Raw genomic sequence first — 18379 nt, 5'->3', positions numbered from 1 at the left:
CCTCTGGAGCTTTATCGATTTCGTCATATTTAAATGACTCAGCGAATCCTTTATTAGCTAATACTGTAGTAATAGCTGCTGTTAATGTAGTTTTACCGTGGTCAACGTGACCAATAGTTCCGATATTTACGTGTGGTTTGCTTCTTTCAAATTTTGCTTTTGACATTGTAAATTCCTCCTTTAATCCTAAATAAACCTTGCCTAGCGTTTTTTCAAATTCTGAGACTTGGAGCTCACGATCGGGATTGAACCGACGACCTCCGCCTTACCAAGGCGACGCTCTACCGACTGAGCTACGTGAGCACTCAATATATTGAATTTATCCAATATACCAATTATAAAGTTTACTATTTTTCTTTTATTTTGTCAATATAAATACTTACTTTATATCCAAGCATTTTTCGAGCTTTCTTTTAACTCTCTGAAGTGCATTATCTATAGATTTTGCTTGCCTATCTAAATCACAAGCAATTTCTTGATATGACTTTCCATCTAAATATGAGTTAAGAACTTTTTGCTCTAAGCTAGATAAGTTTTCTTGGATCTTTCCTTCTATTCTTAACATTTCTTCTTGACTTACTACTAATTCTTCTGGATCTGTAATCTTAAATCCAGCTAAAACATCTAATAATGTTCTTTCTGATTCTTCTTCGTAAATAGGCTTATTTAAAGATACATAAGTGTTTAATGGTATGTGTTTTTGTCTTGTTGCTGTTTTTATTGCTGTTATAATTTGTCTTGTTACACACAATTCCGCAAATGCTCTAAAACTTGTTAATTTCTCAGGATTATAATCTCTAATTGCCTTATACAATCCTATCATGCCTTCTTGATAAATATCTTCTTTATCTGCTCCTATTAGAAAATAGGTTTTTGCTTTTGATTTCACAAAGTTTTCATATTTATTTATTAAATACTCTTGTGCATAACTTTCCCCTGACTTTGCATATACAACAATCTCTTCATCTGATTTTTTTTCTAACTCTATATGTTTATTCATATATTCCCCACCATTTTCCTAGCTTTGTTACCTAAAATCAATGCCTACATATAAGTTTTATTATACAATAAATTACAAATCAAAGTCAAACTTTACTAAACTTTCTTATTTGCTTCTTCTCATAGCTTCTAGTTTTACTAAAACTTCTTGATTAATGTTATCCGAGAGATTATTTTTATGATTTATTTTATTTCTTTCTGTTTCTGTTTTTATTTTTTTCTCTGCTATAATAACATCTTTATAAAATTCTGGTGAAGATTTTCTTGATGCCCCTCTTTGAAATATAGTTTGCTGTTCTAAATTATCTGAGGTTACTACACACACATCATATTTTCTTCCGATTCTATCAACTTCTCGCTCTATAAAAGCATCCGCTGTTTCTCCCATTTTAGTAAATACAACTTCTAATAATTTTGTTATAACTTCTTTTTTTTCTATACTACCTTGAACCATATGAGCATCAAAAACAAGTATCACCTGTTCATTTCTATAGCTACTGTAATTTTCCATTATTTCTATTAGCCTTTGTCTAGCACCTTCTAATCCATCTTTGCCCACCTTTAGGTTAGGCCAACTATTAATCACATTATATCCATCTACAAAGATTATCTTCACCTTTCATCCCTCTTTTTCTTATTTTAGTCTTCCTTTTAAGACCTCATACATCATTATTCCCCCGGCTACTGAAGCGTTTAATGAGTTTATTCTTCCTATCATAGGAATTTTTACTACCTTATCACATTTCTTTAATGTTAATTTAGATATTCCTCTTCCTTCGCTTCCAATAACTATTCCACAAGGTCCACTGAAGTTTACTTCATGACTATATTCTCTTCCCTCAATGTCAGCTCCATATATCCACACACCAGCTGATTTTAATTCATCTATAGCTTTATTTATGTTAGTAACCTTAGCAATTCTTACATGTTCTACTGCTCCAACTGATGATTTGTATACTGTTGGTGTTACTCCTACATTTCTTCTCTTTGGTATTATTATACCATGAACTCCACAAGTCTCTGCAGTTCTTATTATAGAACCTAAGTTATGTGGATCTTCTATTTCATCTAATATTATGATAAATGGATCTTGCCCTTTTCTTTCAGCTCTCTTTAATATATCTGATACTTCACAGTAGTTATATGGTGTTATTTTAGCAACTACTCCTTGGTGAACTACTCCATTTACCATTGAATCTAATGCTCTTTTTTCTACTTCTTTAATTACTATTTTTTTGTCTTTTGCCATTCCTATTATTGCATTTATTGATCCTTCTCTTGATCCGTTAGTTATGTAAAGCGCCTCTATAGTTTTATCATTCTTTAATGCTTCCATCACTGCATTTCTTCCGATTATTAAATCTTCTCTTATTTCAACTACTTCTTCTACTCTTTTTTCTTCTCTAACTGGTCTAGTTGATCTAACTGGCTTAGATTCATCTCTTCTATTTCTATTTTTTTCACCTCTGATTAATCTTGTGTTATTATCAGTTCTAGCATTTTTCTTTTTTAGTCTTTCTTCTCTCTCTTCAGACATCTTTTTTAATTCTCTGTAGCTCTTTTTTGGTTTTTTCATAATATAAATCTCCTCAAATCAATTAAATTTTACTTAATATTATCACGTATTTTACTTTTTGCACACTTCTATCGATTTATTAAATATAAATTCTAGTCTTTCAACATTATTAATTAAATATAAATATCCAACTAATGCTTCAAATCCAGTTGCCATTCTATAATCCCTTACATCTGCATTCTTAGGAACTGTTGCTGACTTAGTGTTTCTTCCTCTTTTATAAATATATAACTCTTCTTCTGTAAGCTCTTCTTCTATCTCATGCATAATATACGCTTGGCTCTTTGCCTTTACATATCCTATTGCTTCTCTATGCATTTTATTTGCTAAAAGGCTTGTGTTGTTTGCAAGTATATAATTTCTTATAAATATTTCATATGCTCCATCACCAATCAATGCTAATTGAAGTGGATTTAAACCTCTTGCTTCATCTTTAGAAAATTCTCTTACTCTTAAATTTTCTATCATCCTCTATCTCCTTTAAATAAAGGAGATACTCCAACATTTTGAAGCATCCCCTAATGTTTTAATTAACTTTCTTCCATCTAACACCCTGTGCTGTGTCTTCTAGAACAATCCCTCTAGCTTTTAAATCATCTCTGATTTTATCTGCTAATGCAAAATCTCTATCTTTTCTTGCTTGTTGTCTTTGTTCTATTAAACCTTCAACTTCTTCTGCAATTTTTGCATCTTTAGTTGATTTTTGTAGTATTCCAAGTGGTGCTCCAAGCTCTCTTATTAATTCTAAAGCTTTTTCTGCTAACTCTTTAGATGAATTTACTGTTATATTTGTATTAGTATCTTTTATTAAATCAAATATAGCTGTTATAGCATCTGCTGTATTGAAGTCATCATCCATTTTTGCAATATACTTTTCTCTATATCCATTTAAGCTTTCTAAGTATTTCTTTTCTTCTTCTGTCATCTTTTCAAGCTTTACTTCATCTATTAAATTTTCTAAATTTCCTATTGCATTATATAATCTATCAACAGAAGCTTTAGCCGAATCTAATAAATCTTTTGTGTAATTTAATTGTATTCTATAATGACATGATAACATTAAAAATCTTATTACGTCTGCATCATATTCTTTTAAAACATCTCTTGCTGTAAAGAAATTATTTAATGATTTAGACATTTTTTGATTATTTACATTTACATATGCTGAATGCATCCAATAATGTGCAAATGGTTCTCCTGTTAATGCTTCACTTTGTGCTATCTCATTTTCATGATGTGGGAATGAAAGGTCCATTCCTCCTGCATGTATGTCTATAGTATCACCTAATATATTTTTTGCCATACATGAACATTCAATATGCCACCCGGGTCTTCCTTCTCCCCATGGGCACTTCCACGCAGGCTCTCCCTCTTTCTTTGCTTTCCATATAGCAAAGTCCATTGGATCTTTCTTTCTATCATCTACATTTACTCTTTTTCCTATATTAAGCTCATCTAGGTTTTGCTTAGAAAGTTTACCATAACCTTCAAATTTTCTTGCACTAAAGTAAACATCTCCATCTACTTCATATGCATATCCTTTTTCTATAAGTTCTTTAACAAACTTTATGATTTGACCAATGTATTCTGTTGCTCTTGGATTAACTGTTGCTCTTTCAATATTTAATGCATCTGCATCTGTATAATATTCTTTTATATATTTATCTCCAATATCTTTAACAGTTGTTCCTTCATCATTTGCTTTATTAATCATTTTATCGTCTATATCTGTGAAGTTTTGTACAAACTTTACTTTATAACCTCTGTATTCAAAGTATCTTCTTACAGTATCAAAGACTATAAACGTTCTTCCATTTCCTATATGAAAGAAATTATATACAGTTGGTCCACAAACATACATCTTAACTTCGCCTGGGGTTATAGGCTTAAATTCTTCTTTTTGTCTTGTTAATGTATTGTATAATTTCATCTCTTTCCTCCTTTTATTTTATCTTAATTTAAGATTATTCTTTTCAAATTCTGCTCTTACTCTAGCTTCTACTTCTTCTACTTTTATTATTTCATTATCAGCACTTGTTCTTAATCTAAATTCAACTTCACCTTCAGTTATTTTCTTTCCAACAACTACTCTCATTGGAATTCCCATAAGCTCTGAATCCTTAAATTTAACTCCTGCTCTTTCTTTTCTATCATCAAATAAAACATCTAATCCTAATGATTTTAAGTTTTTATAAATTTCTTCTGCTACTCTCATTTGCTCTTCATCTTTTGAGTTAACAGCAATAACTGATACTTTATATGGTGCTACTTCTAATGGCCATACTATTCCATTTTCATCATGATGCTGTTCTATTATTGATGCAACAGTTCTTGTTACACCTATACCATAACAACCCATTATAAATGGCTTCTCTTTCCCATCTTCATCTATAAACTTAGCATTCATAGCTTCTGAATATTTTGTTCCTAATTTAAAGATATGTCCTACTTCTGTTCCTCTAGCAATAGTGATTTTTCCACCACATTTTGGACAAACTTCTCCTTCTTCAACATTTCTGAAGTCTCCAACAGTTCCTTCAAAGTCTCTTCCATAATTAACACCTGTTAAATGATACCCTGTTTCATTAGCTCCAACAACTATATTGTTCATCCCTTTAACTTCAGCATCAACTAATAATAAATCTACTTTTATTCCAACTGGTCCTGCAAACCCTGTTTGTGCATTTGTTGCTTCCATAACTTGCTCATGACTTGCAAGTTCTATATCTGTTTCTGCATTTGCTGCATTTGCAACCTTAACTTCGTTTACTTCTCTATCTCCTCTAACTAAAACAGCTATACATTTTCCATCAACATTATATAATAATGTTTTTACAGTTTTCTTAGGATCAACATTTAAGAAGTTTGAAACTTCCTCAATTGTTCTGCTATCTGGAGTTTCTACTTTTTTCATCTCTTCCATAGCTTCTTCAGTCATTTTTTCTGGCATTGCTTCTGCCTTTTCCATATTAGCTGCATAATCACATGATGTACAGAATACTACATCATCTTCACCAACTTCTGATTTAACCATGAATTCAACTGAATTTGATCCTCCAATTGCTCCTGAATCAGCTTCAACACCTTTGGCATCTAATCCACATCTGTTAAATATATTAACGTATGCATCATGCATTTTATTAAATGCTAAATCTAATCCTGCTTGGTCTCTATCAAAGCTATAAGCATCTTTCATTATGAACTCTCTTGATCTCATAACTCCAAATCTTGGTCTTCTTTCATCTCTATATTTAGTTTGAATTTGGTAAAGATTTATTGGTAATTGCTTATATGATTTTATTTCATTTTTAACTATACTTGTAAAAACTTCTTCATGAGTTGGTCCTAAGCAATAATCTCTTGAACCTCTATCTTTTACTCTGAACATTTCTGCTCCATAAGCATCCCATCTTCCTGATTCTTGCCATAATTCAGCTGGAATAATCGCAGAACAAAGTAACTCTTGTGCTCCTTTTTCTTCCATTTCTTCTCTTATTATTTCTTCAACATTTTTAAGAACTTTAATTCCAAGTGGTAAATGATTGTATATTCCCGAAGTCATCTTTCTTATTAACCCTGCTCTAATCATTAACTGATGACTTGCTATTTCTGCTTCTGCTGGAACTTCTCTTAGTGTTGCTATTAGCATATTTGACATTTTCATATTAGTATTCCTCCTAAAATTCCTTTATAATTTTTATTCATAAAAAAAAATCGCCCCTATATTTTTACATATAGGGCGACTTATATCGCGGTACCACCTAAATTTATTTCTTTAATAATGATAACGGTATTAAACCGATAGTTTTCTATTAACTCCAAAGCTGGTTCAAAATCTATTTGAAAATCTTACAGCCTATGGATTCTCTCTCTGAAAAGACGATTTCTACTATTCTTCTTCAACGTAAATAATATAAAGTTATGATTTTTAATTATATCTTTTATATATTTCTCTGTCAATAATTCTAAATATTAGCTTTTGATAAATATTTTGCAAGTATAAGGTCTTCTGGTGTAGTTACTTTTATATTTGTATATTCACCATCATATAAATATACACTTTCTCCAAAAGCTTCTACTACTGATGTATCGTCTGTTACCTCAATGCCCTGCTCTTTTACTTTTCTATGACATTCTAATATTAAATTATATTCAAATACTTGCGGCGTTTGTATTGCTATTAATTCTGCTCTATTTAAAGTTTCTTTTGAAAAAGATTTTTCATCCTTCACTTTTATAGTATCCTTTGGCATCACTCCTGGTGCTGCACTTTTATACTTTTTAGCAAAATTTATTCCATCTTTTATCATTTTTTCACTTAAAAATGGTCTTGCTCCATCATGAATTAAAACAATATCAGTCTTTTCTAATTTTTCTAATCCATTTAAAACAGAATCTTGTCTTTCTTTTCCGCCCGATACTATTAAATCAACCTTTAAATCATACTTATCTATTACTTCGCTTCTGCAATAATCTATTTCATCTTTTGGGACAACAACTACAATTTTATCTACTTCCTTGCAGTTCATAAATCTTTTTATAGTGTAATATAAAATTGGTTTTCCGTTAATTTCTATATATTGTTTGCTTACATCAGAGTTCATTCTTTTCCCTCTTCCGCCCGCTAATATTATTGCACTATTCATTTTATAAACTCCTATTCTTTAGGTTTAGCAAATATCATTCTTCCAGCTGCTGTTTGAAGTACAGATGTAACAATAACTGTTATTGTTTTTCCCATATGAAGTCTTCCACCTTCAACTACTATCATTGTTCCATCATCAAGATATGCTACACCCTGTGTAGGCTCTTTACCATCTTTAACAACTTCTACTACCATTTCTTCTCCTGGTATAACTACAGGCTTAATAGCATTTGATAATTCGTTTATATTTAATACCGGAACACCTTGAACTTCTGCAACCTTATTTAAGTTGTAATCATTAGTTATTACTTTTCCCTCTAAAACTTGTGCTAATTTCAATAACTTAGCATCAACTTCTGCTATTTTAGGAAAATCACCTTCCCAAATTTGAGTTTCAATATCAATTTCTTTTTGTATCTTATTTAATATATCAAGACCTCTTCTTCCTCTTACTCTTTTTAAAGAGTCTGATGAATCTGAAATATGTCTTAATTCATCTAATACAAAGCTTGGTATAACTAATGGTCCTTCTATGAAACCTGTTTGGCAAATATCATATATTCTTCCATCTATAATTACAGATGTATCTAACACCTTTGGTAATGGCTTATATCCTTTTGCTATTTTTACTGGTTTCTCTTTTTTCTCTTTTACAGGCTTCTCTTTTTTCTCTTTTTTAATAGACATTATCATGTTGTTTATATCGTCTTTTTTACTTATCATTATTTTCATACCTAATATTGCAGCTATTATATTCAATAAAGTATATAACAGTGGTCCTATCAAATATATATTACTTAATCCCTTTCCGAAGAAATAAGTAATCATTAATAATACTAACGCCCCTATGGCACCATATACTATTTCGTTAACTGAAATATTTCTCATGTTAACTTCTACATAATCTAATAAATTAGATACTAGTTTATATATAGCTGGTGAAGCTGCGTAAAGAATAATACCGAATAATAAAGAAATAAATATAAGAAATAATACCGAACCGACTGCAGTAGATAAGTAGCTTATCTGTTTAACTACATCAATTTTTAATACAGCATCACCAATTATATAACCTATAAGAAATCCTGTTATTGTTAGAATCCCTCTTGTTAATTTTTTTAACATTTTCCCACCTCCTATTTTAAAGTATTACCATAATAGACTTATTAAATACCCTTTTATAAGGTTTTTATAAATTTACTACGCTTTTAGTATACCACAGTAAGAACTTTCTTGAATTAAGTTTTTCTTAATATCTCTGCACATCTTTAATTTATTTTTAGACAATACCCCCTATATTTTTAAAATCCATTAGTATATCATACCAATTAAAGAGGTTTATTTTTACTTTTAAACACGTTGATTATAAAAGGAGTGATTGTAATGAAAGATATAATATTTGATGAATTTCAAGATGCAGTAAACGATTCCTTGCTTAGACACAAGAGTATTCTTGATATTTCTAGCAAATTCTCTGAATCTAGTGCTCGAATAAATCGTGCTATTATAAAGTCTGTAACTACTTGTGGTTGTGTTTCTATAAACGCCAATAAACAATCCGTTCCCTCAGATGATGTATCTTTTGAAGAAATTTCAAATTACTTTGAATCTCATTTAAATGGATGCTTATGTGAAAATTGTAGAGATATAATAGAAAAGGAAATGGGAACCCATATTTTTTACTTAACATCTCTTTGTAATACTTTAGATATTAATCTTTATGATGTTCTTTTAAAAGAGCACCACAAAGTTAATACATTAGGAAAATTTAATTTTAGATAATAAAAGCGATATCTTTTACAGATATCGCTTTTATTATGCTCAATTTATTTTTTATAATTCAGCTTTCAATGAAATTTGTTCATTTATTCTTCTAAGTCCATTTCTTATAGCTTTAGCTCTTGCTTCACCTATTCCTTCAACTCTATCTAAATCTTCTATTTCAGCCGTTATTATTTTATTGAAACTTCCAAAATGCTTTATAAGATTTTCAATTACTGTTGATGGAATTCTTGGGATTTTACTTAAAACTCTATATCCTTTTGGAGAAATCAATGTATCTGCAAGTACAGTATATCCATGTCCTAATGTTCTTGCTATTGCTTCTAAATCAATTAATTCTTCTGATGTTAATTTTTGAATTGCATCATAGATATCATTAAATTCATTTTCATAATAACAGTAGTCTCTTATAAGAAGTATTCCATCACGTTCTACATATCTTATAAGTTCATTTAACTGCATTGATATAAGTCTTCCTTCATTTCCAAGTTCTAAGATATATACTCTTATTTCTTCTACTATTCTCATTACCATTTCTGTTCTTTGAATAGCTGTAACTACATCAAAAAGTGTTGTTAAATCTTGAAATTCTAAAAGATTCAAGTTATTTATTACTCTATCTAATACTGATACATACTTTTCTAAGGTTTGTATTGCTTGGTTTGCTCTTCCAAGTATTATACTACTTTCTCTAAGTACATACTTTATATCACCTTTATATACAGTTATTATATTTCTTCTTTGTGAAATAGCTATTGTTACTTTATTAGTTTGTCTTGCTACTCTTTGAGCTGTTCTATGTCTTGTTCCTGTTTCAACTGTTGGTATTTCAGCACTAGGCACAAGCTGTGCATTAGCACAAACTATTCTTTTTATATCTCTACTTAAAACTATCGCTCCGTCCATTTTAGCTAGCTCGTAAACATATGCTGGTGAATAATCTGCATTTATTTTAAATCCACCATCCACAAGCTCCATTACATCATCACTATCCCCTAAAACTATTAGTCCTCCTGTTTTAGCTCTAAGTATATTTTCAAGTCCTTCTCTTAAAGCAGTTCCAGGACACATCATTTTAAGTATCTTTTTTATTTCTAAATCTCTTTCTAATCTCATAATACTTATCACCTATTTTTTAAAATATCTTTTTAATTGCTTCCCTAATATTATTTACACCTATTACATTTATTTTTCTATTTCCTAGTTTGTCTTTATTTCTATATGGTACTATTACATTTTCAAATCCCATTTTTTCAGCCTCATTAACAAGTCTTTCAGCTGATGTTATCGGTCTAATCTCACCTGTTAATCCAACTTCTCCAATTACTAATACCTTTGGTAGATTTATGTTTGAATTTTTCAAGCTTGAAACAAGTGCTATAGATAAACCTAAGTCTGCTGTTGTTCCTTCTATGTTAAGACCTCCAACTACATTTACATAGACATCACAATTATAAAATGGAACTTTTAATTTTTTTTCTAAAACTGCTAATATTAAGCTTAACCTTTGATTATCTATCCCAACAGCAGTTCTTCTTGGCATAACAGCTTTAGTTTCTGTTACAAGTGCTTGTATCTCAACCAAAATCGGTCTTGAACCTTCCATTATTCCAATTACTACAGAACCTTCTTGATTGAAATTTGTATCTTCTAAAAATATACTTGATGGATCATATACTTCAACTAATCCTTCTTGTCTCATTTCAAAGACACCTATTTCACTAGTAGTCCCAAATCTATTTTTCATAGTTCTTAAAATTCTAAACTCTTCTGTTCTCTCACCTGAAAAATGCAGTACTGTATCTACCATGTGTTCTAAAACTCTTGGTCCTGCAAGTTCTCCTTGCTTAGTTACATGAGCAACTATAAATAATGGTACATTTTTATTTTTCCCAATTCTCATAAGTTGATTTGAACACTCTCTTACTTGTGATACACTTCCTGGTGCTGACGTAACATTTTCTTTATAGATTGTTTGTACAGAATCTATAATTACAAATTTAGGTTCTATTTGGTCTATATATACTTCTATTTTATCTAAATTAGTTTCTGATATTATAAATAACTCATTGCTAGTTACTCCAAGTCTATCTCCTCTAATTTTTATTTGCTCTTCTGATTCTTCTCCTGAAACATATAGGACTTTTCCATACTTATTTGATATATTACTTGCAGTTTGAAGTAATAAAGTTGATTTTCCTATTCCAGGATCTCCTGATATAAGTGTTAGCGACCCTTTTACCAGTCCTCCTCCAAGTACTCTATTTAATTCATTTAAACCTGTATCAAGTCTTTCTCTTTCACCTGATTTAATTTCTTTAATACTCTTTGGCATTCCATCTATTGTAATTGACTTTGCTATTTTATTTTTAACTACTGCTTTTTCATCTTTTATTTCTTCTATAAACGTATTCCACTCGTTACAATCTGGACACTTTCCAAGCCACTTTGGACTCTCATATCCACATTTCTGGCAAGTAAATATTGATTTTATCTTCGCCATAAAAACACCTTTCATCTTTAATTATTTTTATGTATGCAAAATAGTTTTCTATTTTATATAATCATATTCTTAATTATATCGTATTTTAAAGATTATATAAATTATTTTGTAACTTTTATTAATTATCTTTTATTTTTGTATCATTTTCTCTAAAATATACATTTCTTCAAGAAATTTTATAAAAAGAGTGTACTACCTTTTCAAATAGTACACTCTTCTTTCTAATCTTTCGTAAAATTATTTATTTAATAATTTTGCTGCATCTTCATCTAATACAACTGTTACATCATTATGCATTTGTAACATTGTTACAGGGCAACTAGTTGATATTTTTCCGCTGAATAATTCTTTCATTGCTTCTGCTTTATTTTCTCCACTTGCTAATAATAATATCTTCTTTGATTTCATTATTTGTCCAAGACCCATTGTTACTGCAGTTTTTGGCACTTCATCAGCTGACTCAAAGTATCTTGCATTTGAATCGATTGTACTTTGTGTTAATCCTGTTAAGTGTGTTCCTGCTACTAAGTTTCCATCTGGCTCATTAAATGCTATGTGTCCATTAGTTCCAACACCTAATAATTGAATATCTATTCCACCTAATTCATCAATCATAGCGTCATATTTTCTACCTTCTTCATTAACGTCTTCTGCTAAACCATTTGGCACAAATGTTTTTTTCTTATCTATATTAATGTAATCTAGTAAGTGAGTGTTCATGAAGTATCTGTAACTTTGTGGATGCTCACCTGATAATCCTACATATTCATCTAAGTTTACTGAAGTAATATCTTTAAAATCTATTTCTCCATCTTTATTCATTTTAATTAATTCTTTGTACATTCCTTCTGGAGTTCCCCCAGTTGCAAGTCCTAATATTGCTTTAGGATTAGCTTTTACTACAGCAGCCATTTCCTCTGCTCCAACTTTACTCATTTCATCATAGTTTTTTACAATTATTAATCTCATTTTAAAATCCCCTCTCGTCTTGAAATATTTACTTCTAATACATATTTATCTGATCTATATATTGATTCTTCTATAAAAAGAATTTTTCCTGCGTCATCTAAAGTTTTTCCATATGTCTTTATAAGTGGAGTTGCTTCTGATACTTTAAATAAATCTTTATAATAATCATCCATAATAATAGCTGTTATCTCTGACTCTGAATGGTCTATCTTATATCCCTCACTTTCTAATAATTCAAATAATGAACCTTCTAACATGTTCTTCTCTAAATTATTTATTATTTCTTGTGGGATATGTACTATTTCATTTGCGACACACTCATTGTCTACTTTTCTTATACGATTTATTCTGTATACTTTCTTTGAATCTAGTAAATTTAATATTTCTTCTGGTATATCAATCAATTCAAATTCTACAACTTCTGTTTCTAAAGTTCTTCCAGATTTTTTTATAATATCTGTAAAACTCATAACATCCTTTTGCTTTACTTTTGGTTCACAAACAAATGTGCCTTTACCTTTTTCTCTAACAAGTAATCCTTCTTGTACTAATTCGCCTAACGCCTGTCTTACAGTCATTCTACTAACTTCATACTTTAAAGAAAGCTCTCTTTCACTGGCAATACATTCATTTACTTTCCAAACACCTTGTGAAATTTGTTCTTTTATTTCTTCTTTTAATTGATAATATACCGGTATCGGACTATTCTTATCTATCATAAGTGTTCCTCCTAATTCTATTATATATAATATTAATATAGTTGTCTAGACCACTATAGCTTTTAATTTAGTATTTGCATAAATATTTTTTTTATACAAATACTATTATTATATAACGATTTAGGAGGTTTCACTATGTTTAATAAATTAAATCTATTAAATCCATTAAACCCTATTATAGAGAACCCTTTAAAAACACCCGCTCAAACTAATATCAGTCAATCCTTCGATAATTCAACTTCTAAGGATGAAGCTGAAAATTTACTTATTAATTCAAATATTATTGAAACAAATTCTATAGAATAACCATTAATTTACTTGTACCTAAGCAAATTTTGAAGTAGAATTTACTTAAACTAATACATAAATTTAGGAGGTGTAACTATGGTTAAAGTTTACACAACTGATTCATGTCCTTGGTGCGTAAAAGCTAAAAACTACCTTAAAAGTAAAGGTGTTGAATACGTTGAATTAAATGTACAAGATGACATGGATGCTAGAGAAGAAATGGTTAAAGGTTCAAAACAAATGGGAGTTCCTGTTCTTAATATTAAAGGGAATTTTATAATCGGTTTTGACAAACCTGCTATAGATAAAGCACTAGCTGAAGAAGCTTAATTTTTTATATCAAAGAGAACCACTCACAAAAATTTTGTGAGTGGTTCTTTTATTTATTTCATGAATTTTTTCGTTTCCTATCTTAAACAATTTTCATTAATATTAATGATGCTGGAATTAGAACTACTAACACACATAAACTATATAAAGCAAATGTTTTTATATATGTACTTGATTTTGCTTCTCCGCTTGCTATTGCGAATTTATATGATATAATACTTGCCATTGATCCAATTAATGAGAATAATCCTCCATTATTTACACCATATAAAAGTGCTTTATAATTGTGTGTAAATGGTGACAATAATAATGTGGTTGGTACATTACTAATAAATTGACTTAATCCTAATGCAACAAAATAAGTGTGCACATCATTAATTAAGAAGTTAGATATTATTTTTTTCACTTCTGGTATTGCTGAAATATTCCCAATAAAAATAAAGAATGCAGTGAATGTAATAATTAATGAATAATCAACTTGTAAAAATAATTTTCTATCAATTACCAAAGTTACTAGTATAACTATTATAAATGCTATTCTATAGTCAATCATATGAAACACTGACCCTAATACTATTAAAAATAATATTCCATAAACTACTATCATTGATTTTTTTTCTATTTTTACTTCTTTTAATTCTACATCTAAATTTCTATTTTTCTGAGTAAATACAAGTATTAATAATACAATAAATGCTATAAGTGTTATTGGTAGTGTTACTCCAAAAAATTGCTTATCTGTTAAGTTAAAATGTGTATAGATATACAAATTTTGTGAGCTTCCCATTGGTGTTAATGAACACCCTAATATAGATGATATTGTTTGAAATACTATAAGCTTTGTTGGATTAAATCCTGCTTTTTTAGCTAATATCAAACTAATTGGTACAAAAGTTATAAGTGCTACATCATCTGTTATTAACATTGAGCTAAAGAAAGTTAGACATACCATTATAAGATATATTCCTCTTAAGCTTTTATCTTTATGCAATACTCTTGTTCCAATGTAATCTAGAAACTTAAAACTTTTTAACCCTGTAACTACAACCATTAAATTAAATAGTAATATTAATACTTTAAAGTTAATTGAGCTTAACTTTGGTGGCGATATAAAAGATGTAATAATTGCTAATAAAACTGCTATTATCAGTATTAGTTCCTTTTTACAAAGCTCTTTTATCTTTTGTTTATCTAACGCGTTTAAATTCATGGCGTCTCCTTCTTCATTGCTGAATTTAAAATAAGTTTATCAATTTAATTGTAACGTGCCAAAAAATATATATCAATGAACAGGAAATATATTTATTATTAACTCTATTTACAATTTAAATTTCTTCACTTAAGTTTGTTTCCTTTACTCATTTAAATCCACATATTCGCCAGTCTTGCTAAATATAATCCATTCGCAAATATTAGTTACGTGATCGCCCATTCGCTCTAAATATTTGCTTATAAATAATATCTGTGTTCCCAATGTAATCTTATCTTCATTTGCTTTTATATATTTTAGTGTATTTTTAAATACATTTTTATAAGTTTCATCTACTATATCATCTAGTTTACATATGTCGTATGCAGATTTTGTATCTCTTTCTAAATAAGCTTCCATTGATAAGTGTAGCATATTTTTTATTTCTTTTTCCATTTCCCATATATCTTCTGCTTCTTCTATAAACTCTGTAAAATCATTATTTGCGATTATCTTACAAATATCCACTGTAAGGTCTGCCATTCTCTCTAAATCTGTTACTATCTTTGATGCTGTAAATACTCTTCTTAAATCTTTAGCTACAGGTTGCTCTGTTGCTATAAATTTTATACACTCCTCTTCAATTTCCTTTTGTAGAATATCTATCTCTGAATCTTTTTCTATTATACTTTTAGCTAGCTCTTTATCATTTCTTTCTAATGCTATCATTCCTGCCTCTAAAAAATTTCCTACTAACTCTGACATAAATTTTAGCTTTGTATTTATTCCGTTAATTCTTAAAGTATGTATCTCTCTTTTCATAATTTTCTCCTTATCCAAATCTTCCTGTTATATAATCCTCTGTTCTCTTATCCTTTGGTTTATAAAATATATCTTCTGTATTTCCATATTCTATAACCTCTCCACTTAAAAAGAATGCTGTTTTATCTGCTATTCTTCCCGCTTGTTGCATATTATGAGTTACTATTATAACTGTATAATCTTTTTTCAAAGTTTCAATAAGTTCCTCTACCTTTCCTGTAGAAATAGGATCTAGTGCTGATGTTGGCTCATCCATTAATATTACTTCTGGTGATACTGCAAGTGTTCTCGCTATACATAATCTTTGTTGTTGCCCTCCTGAAAGCCCCATTGCAGATTTTTTAAGTCTATCTTTTGTTTCTTCCCATAATGCAGACCCTCTTAAGCTTTTTTCAACTATTTCATCTAAAGTCTTCTTATCTTTTATTCCATGAACTCTTGGTCCATAAGCCACATTATCATATATACTCATTGGAAAAGGATTTGGCTTTTGGAACACCATTCCAATTCTCTTTCTAAGAGTTATTTCATCATAATCTTCAAAAATATTATGCCCTTCAAAAAACACGCCACCTTCAATTTTCACACCTTCAATTAAATCATTCATTCTGTTTATAGTTCTTAAAAATGTACTTTTCCCACATCCCGACGGCCCTATAAGAGCTATTACTTTATTCTTTTCAAATGCTATATCTATTCCCTTCAAAGCTTTATGTGTTCCATAATAAAGCTCAAGATTTTTAGTTTCTATTATATTCATAACCTTTCTTTTACACTCCCATCGATTTTTCTAATTTCTTGCTTACGATTTTTGCAATTATATTGAATATTAATACCATAATTACAAGAACAACTGCTGTTCCATTTGCAATTTGTGCTGCATCAGGCACTATTCCTTCAGAATTTAATTTCCATATATGTACTGCCAATGTTTCTGCCGGTCTAAATAGTGAAAAAGGTGAACTTTGCCCAACGAAACTTAATTTACTGAAATCTAAACCACTTGAACTAAGTCCTGCTGTATATAAAAGTGCGGCTGCTTCCCCAAATATTCTTCCTGCTGCTAATATTATTCCTGTCAAAATTTCCTTTGCCGCTGTTGGAATAATTACATTTTCTATAGTTTGCCACTTAGTTGCCCCAAGACCTAAAGATGCTTCCTTAACCTTCTTTGATGCATTTCTTATTGCACTTTCAGATATTCTTGTCATCACTGGAATATTTAATATACTTACAGATAATGCTCCTGCTAAAATTGAATATCCAAATCCAGCTAAATTTACAAATACTAATAATCCAAACATCCCAATTACTATAGATGGTAGTGATGCCATTGCCTCTAATGATAATCTTATTGCTTTTATAATAGGTCCTTCTTTTGCATATTCTGCTAAATATATTCCTGCTCCAATTCCTACTGGTACAGTGATTATTAAGGATAAGATAAGCATATATAATGAATTGAAAATTTGTGGACCTATTCCACCACCTGCTCCTATTATCTTTGGCTTACTTAAAATAAAATGTGGTGTTATCATTCTCCAACCATTATAAAAAATATATATTATAAAGAGAGCTAATAAAATTACTATAAATGCACTAACAAAATATAATACCCCTGTTGCTATTTTATCAGCCTTTCTTCTATCTATCATTTTACCTCGCCCCTCTTCTCTATAATTCTAACTATCAGTATAAATATAAATGATATTATAAGTAATATTAATGCCATACTCCATAATGCATCATTCCATGCACTTCCACTAACTGTATTTGTAATATCCATAGTTAATATACTTGTTAATGTTGATGTAGAATCACTTATCCCCTTTGGTATCTTTACTGTATTTCCTATTACCATTTGTACTGCAAGTGCTTCCCCAAAGGCTCTTGCAAGACCTAATATAACCCCCGTTAATATACCTGACTTTGCACCTGGTACAATAACCTTCTTTATAGTTTGCCACCTTGTTGCACCAAGTCCATAAGATGCCTCTATATGAATCTTAGGAACAGCATTTATAGCATCTATGGATAAGGTTGCTATAGTTGGTAATATCATTAATGATAAAACTAATATTCCTGCAAGTAATGAAAACCCTACTCCACCAAATATATTTTTTACAAGTGGTACTAATACCATAAGTCCAACCCACCCATAAACTACCGATGGAATTCCAACTAATATTTCTAATGATGGTTTTATAAATCTATCTCCTAATTTTTTTGAAATTACATTTACAAATATAGCTAATGCAATTGCTATTGGTGCACTTATTACTAAAGCTCCAATAGATACAAGAGTTGAACCTACAACAAAGGCTAGTATTCCGTAAGTTTCTGGTGTTCCCATAGGGTTCCAATTATCAGTAAAAACAAATTGTATAAAGTTCATTCCCTGTCGTATAAATGACTGTATTCCTTTAGAACCTATAAAAAATATTATTGCTAATGTTACTATTATTATTAGTAATCCACAAAATATAGAAAAACTTTTTCCTATGTATTCTGTGAATACTTTTTCTTTGATACTTCGTTTTCTCATAATTACATTCCT

Annotated in this window: 21 protein-coding genes, 1 tRNA gene and 1 other annotated feature; of the genes, 3 read left to right on the top strand and 19 right to left on the bottom strand. The window is 29.7% G+C overall.

Annotated elements, in window-relative coordinates; translation table 11 throughout:
* From ACRC28_RS01950 to ACRC28_RS01905, 10 genes are all read right to left on the bottom strand, one after another.
* Positions 1–166 (bottom strand): GTP-binding protein (locus ACRC28_RS01950; protein ID WP_438541773.1); only part of this gene is annotated, 166 nt, incomplete at its 3' end.
* 61 nt (positions 167–227) lie between these two features.
* Positions 228–303: transfer RNA gene (locus ACRC28_RS01945), tRNA-Thr, on the bottom strand.
* A gap of 76 nt (positions 304–379) precedes the next feature.
* A complete protein-coding gene (sigH, locus tag ACRC28_RS01940) occupies positions 380–1000 on the bottom strand; it encodes an RNA polymerase sporulation sigma factor SigH (RefSeq protein WP_438541771.1) in 621 nt (206 codons plus the stop codon).
* Positions 1001–1105: 105 nt separating this feature from the next.
* Complete coding sequence (locus tag ACRC28_RS01935) at positions 1106–1615, bottom strand: NYN domain-containing protein (RefSeq protein ID WP_438541770.1); 510 nt, start codon at positions 1613–1615, stop codon at positions 1106–1108.
* Positions 1616–1633: 18 nt separating this feature from the next.
* The gene (rlmB, locus tag ACRC28_RS01930) at positions 1634–2575 is read right to left on the bottom strand and encodes a 23S rRNA (guanosine(2251)-2'-O)-methyltransferase RlmB (protein ID WP_438541769.1); all 942 of its coding nucleotides are present in this window, start codon (positions 2573–2575) and stop codon (positions 1634–1636) included.
* A 51-nt stretch (positions 2576–2626) separates the two neighbouring features.
* On the bottom strand, positions 2627–3043 hold the full coding sequence (locus ACRC28_RS01925; protein ID WP_438541768.1) for a Mini-ribonuclease 3: 417 nt from the start codon (positions 3041–3043) through the stop codon (positions 2627–2629).
* Between the two features lie 58 nt (positions 3044–3101).
* Positions 3102–4505 carry a cysteine--tRNA ligase gene (gene cysS / locus ACRC28_RS01920; protein ID WP_438541767.1) on the bottom strand — a complete coding sequence of 468 codons (1404 nt, stop codon included), beginning with the start codon at positions 4503–4505 and terminating at the stop codon, positions 3102–3104.
* An 18-nt stretch (positions 4506–4523) separates the two neighbouring features.
* On the bottom strand, positions 4524–6239 hold the full coding sequence (locus tag ACRC28_RS01915) for a proline--tRNA ligase (RefSeq protein ID WP_438541766.1): 1716 nt from the start codon (positions 6237–6239) through the stop codon (positions 4524–4526).
* A 68-nt stretch (positions 6240–6307) separates the two neighbouring features.
* Positions 6308–6487 (bottom strand) — a binding site (T-box leader).
* Between the two features lie 53 nt (positions 6488–6540).
* Positions 6541–7221: a 2-C-methyl-D-erythritol 4-phosphate cytidylyltransferase gene (ispD, locus tag ACRC28_RS01910; protein WP_438541765.1), complete on the bottom strand. Its 681-nt coding sequence runs from the start codon at positions 7219–7221 to the stop codon at positions 6541–6543.
* 11 nt (positions 7222–7232) lie between these two features.
* Positions 7233–8345: a PIN/TRAM domain-containing protein gene (locus tag ACRC28_RS01905; RefSeq protein ID WP_438541764.1), complete on the bottom strand. Its 1113-nt coding sequence runs from the start codon at positions 8343–8345 to the stop codon at positions 7233–7235.
* A gap of 258 nt (positions 8346–8603) precedes the next feature.
* Here ACRC28_RS01905 and ACRC28_RS01900 point away from each other — a divergent pair, with 258 nt between their 5' ends.
* Complete coding sequence (locus ACRC28_RS01900) at positions 8604–9002, top strand: DUF1573 domain-containing protein (protein ID WP_438541763.1); 399 nt, start codon at positions 8604–8606, stop codon at positions 9000–9002.
* A 51-nt stretch (positions 9003–9053) separates the two neighbouring features.
* Here ACRC28_RS01900 and disA read toward each other — a convergent pair whose 3' ends face one another.
* From disA to ACRC28_RS01880, 4 genes are all read right to left on the bottom strand, one after another.
* Positions 9054–10118: a DNA integrity scanning diadenylate cyclase DisA gene (disA, locus tag ACRC28_RS01895; protein WP_438541762.1), complete on the bottom strand. Its 1065-nt coding sequence runs from the start codon at positions 10116–10118 to the stop codon at positions 9054–9056.
* Between the two features lie 19 nt (positions 10119–10137).
* The gene (gene radA / locus ACRC28_RS01890; RefSeq protein WP_438541761.1) at positions 10138–11505 is read right to left on the bottom strand and encodes a DNA repair protein RadA; all 1368 of its coding nucleotides are present in this window, start codon (positions 11503–11505) and stop codon (positions 10138–10140) included.
* A gap of 237 nt (positions 11506–11742) precedes the next feature.
* Positions 11743–12474: a glucosamine-6-phosphate deaminase gene (nagB, locus tag ACRC28_RS01885; protein ID WP_438541760.1), complete on the bottom strand. Its 732-nt coding sequence runs from the start codon at positions 12472–12474 to the stop codon at positions 11743–11745.
* A complete protein-coding gene (locus ACRC28_RS01880) occupies positions 12471–13193 on the bottom strand; it encodes a GntR family transcriptional regulator (protein ID WP_438541759.1) in 723 nt (240 codons plus the stop codon). The genes nagB and ACRC28_RS01880 overlap by 4 nt, the downstream gene beginning before the upstream one ends.
* A 135-nt stretch (positions 13194–13328) precedes the next feature.
* Between ACRC28_RS01880 and ACRC28_RS01875 the strand changes: the two genes are divergently transcribed.
* Positions 13329–13499, top strand: coding sequence for a hypothetical protein (locus ACRC28_RS01875; protein ID WP_438541758.1), 171 nt, complete (start codon positions 13329–13331; stop codon positions 13497–13499).
* A gap of 78 nt (positions 13500–13577) precedes the next feature.
* Complete coding sequence (locus tag ACRC28_RS01870) at positions 13578–13811, top strand: glutaredoxin domain-containing protein (RefSeq protein ID WP_438541757.1); 234 nt, start codon at positions 13578–13580, stop codon at positions 13809–13811.
* A gap of 82 nt (positions 13812–13893) precedes the next feature.
* On the opposite strand, the gene ACRC28_RS01865 is transcribed toward ACRC28_RS01870, so the two are convergent.
* The 5 genes from ACRC28_RS01865 to pstC form a co-directional block, all read right to left on the bottom strand.
* Positions 13894–15021, bottom strand: a complete 1128-nt coding sequence (locus ACRC28_RS01865; RefSeq protein ID WP_438541756.1) for an SLC13 family permease — start codon at positions 15019–15021, stop codon at positions 13894–13896.
* A 144-nt stretch (positions 15022–15165) separates the two neighbouring features.
* A complete protein-coding gene (gene phoU / locus ACRC28_RS01860) occupies positions 15166–15822 on the bottom strand; it encodes a phosphate signaling complex protein PhoU (protein ID WP_438541755.1) in 657 nt (218 codons plus the stop codon).
* 10 nt (positions 15823–15832) lie between these two features.
* Positions 15833–16582 (bottom strand): phosphate ABC transporter ATP-binding protein PstB, encoded by a 750-nt coding sequence (gene pstB, locus ACRC28_RS01855; RefSeq protein ID WP_438541754.1) that lies wholly within the window; start codon positions 16580–16582, stop codon positions 15833–15835.
* 10 nt (positions 16583–16592) lie between these two features.
* The gene (gene pstA / locus ACRC28_RS01850; protein WP_438541772.1) at positions 16593–17474 is read right to left on the bottom strand and encodes a phosphate ABC transporter permease PstA; all 882 of its coding nucleotides are present in this window, start codon (positions 17472–17474) and stop codon (positions 16593–16595) included.
* Entirely contained in the window at positions 17474–18367 is an 894-nt protein-coding gene (gene pstC / locus ACRC28_RS01845) for a phosphate ABC transporter permease subunit PstC (RefSeq protein ID WP_438541753.1), read from the bottom strand. Before pstC ends, pstA begins: the two co-directional genes overlap by 1 nt.
* Between the last annotated feature and the right edge of the window lie 12 nt (positions 18368–18379).

Source organism: Clostridium sp., from assembly GCF_051650885.1.
In the GTDB taxonomy this organism is placed as follows: Bacteria; Bacillota; Clostridia; order Clostridiales; family Clostridiaceae; genus Clostridium.
The sequence above is the reverse complement of the archived record's forward strand: the minus strand, read 5'-3'. Positions and strand labels throughout refer to the sequence as shown.

Bases quoted from the DNA above. Each gene is read 5' to 3' on its own strand.
- pstB (WP_438541754.1), bottom strand. From the start codon at position 16,582: ATGAATATAATAGAAACTAAAAATCTTGAGCTTTATTATGGAACACAT.
- ACRC28_RS01865 (WP_438541756.1), bottom strand. From the start codon at position 15,021: ATGAATTTAAACGCGTTAGATAAACAAAAGATAAAAGAGCTTTGTAAA.
- ACRC28_RS01880 (WP_438541759.1), bottom strand. From the start codon at position 13,193: ATGATAGATAAGAATAGTCCGATACCGGTATATTATCAATTAAAAGAA.
- ACRC28_RS01875 (WP_438541758.1), top strand. From the start codon at position 13,329: ATGTTTAATAAATTAAATCTATTAAATCCATTAAACCCTATTATAGAG.
- sigH (WP_438541771.1), bottom strand. From the start codon at position 1,000: ATGAATAAACATATAGAGTTAGAAAAAAAATCAGATGAAGAGATTGTT.
- rlmB (WP_438541769.1), bottom strand. From the start codon at position 2,575: ATGAAAAAACCAAAAAAGAGCTACAGAGAATTAAAAAAGATGTCTGAA.
- nagB (WP_438541760.1), bottom strand. From the start codon at position 12,474: ATGAGATTAATAATTGTAAAAAACTATGATGAAATGAGTAAAGTTGGA.
- disA (WP_438541762.1), bottom strand. From the start codon at position 10,118: ATGAGATTAGAAAGAGATTTAGAAATAAAAAAGATACTTAAAATGATG.
- ACRC28_RS01900 (WP_438541763.1), top strand. From the start codon at position 8,604: ATGAAAGATATAATATTTGATGAATTTCAAGATGCAGTAAACGATTCC.
- ACRC28_RS01870 (WP_438541757.1), top strand. From the start codon at position 13,578: ATGGTTAAAGTTTACACAACTGATTCATGTCCTTGGTGCGTAAAAGCT.
- ACRC28_RS01915 (WP_438541766.1), bottom strand. From the start codon at position 6,239: ATGAAAATGTCAAATATGCTAATAGCAACACTAAGAGAAGTTCCAGCA.
- ispD (WP_438541765.1), bottom strand. From the start codon at position 7,221: ATGAATAGTGCAATAATATTAGCGGGCGGAAGAGGGAAAAGAATGAAC.
- ACRC28_RS01925 (WP_438541768.1), bottom strand. From the start codon at position 3,043: ATGATAGAAAATTTAAGAGTAAGAGAATTTTCTAAAGATGAAGCAAGA.
- phoU (WP_438541755.1), bottom strand. From the start codon at position 15,822: ATGAAAAGAGAGATACATACTTTAAGAATTAACGGAATAAATACAAAG.
- radA (WP_438541761.1), bottom strand. From the start codon at position 11,505: ATGGCGAAGATAAAATCAATATTTACTTGCCAGAAATGTGGATATGAG.
- ACRC28_RS01905 (WP_438541764.1), bottom strand. From the start codon at position 8,345: ATGTTAAAAAAATTAACAAGAGGGATTCTAACAATAACAGGATTTCTT.
- pstC (WP_438541753.1), bottom strand. From the start codon at position 18,367: ATGAGAAAACGAAGTATCAAAGAAAAAGTATTCACAGAATACATAGGA.
- cysS (WP_438541767.1), bottom strand. From the start codon at position 4,505: ATGAAATTATACAATACATTAACAAGACAAAAAGAAGAATTTAAGCCT.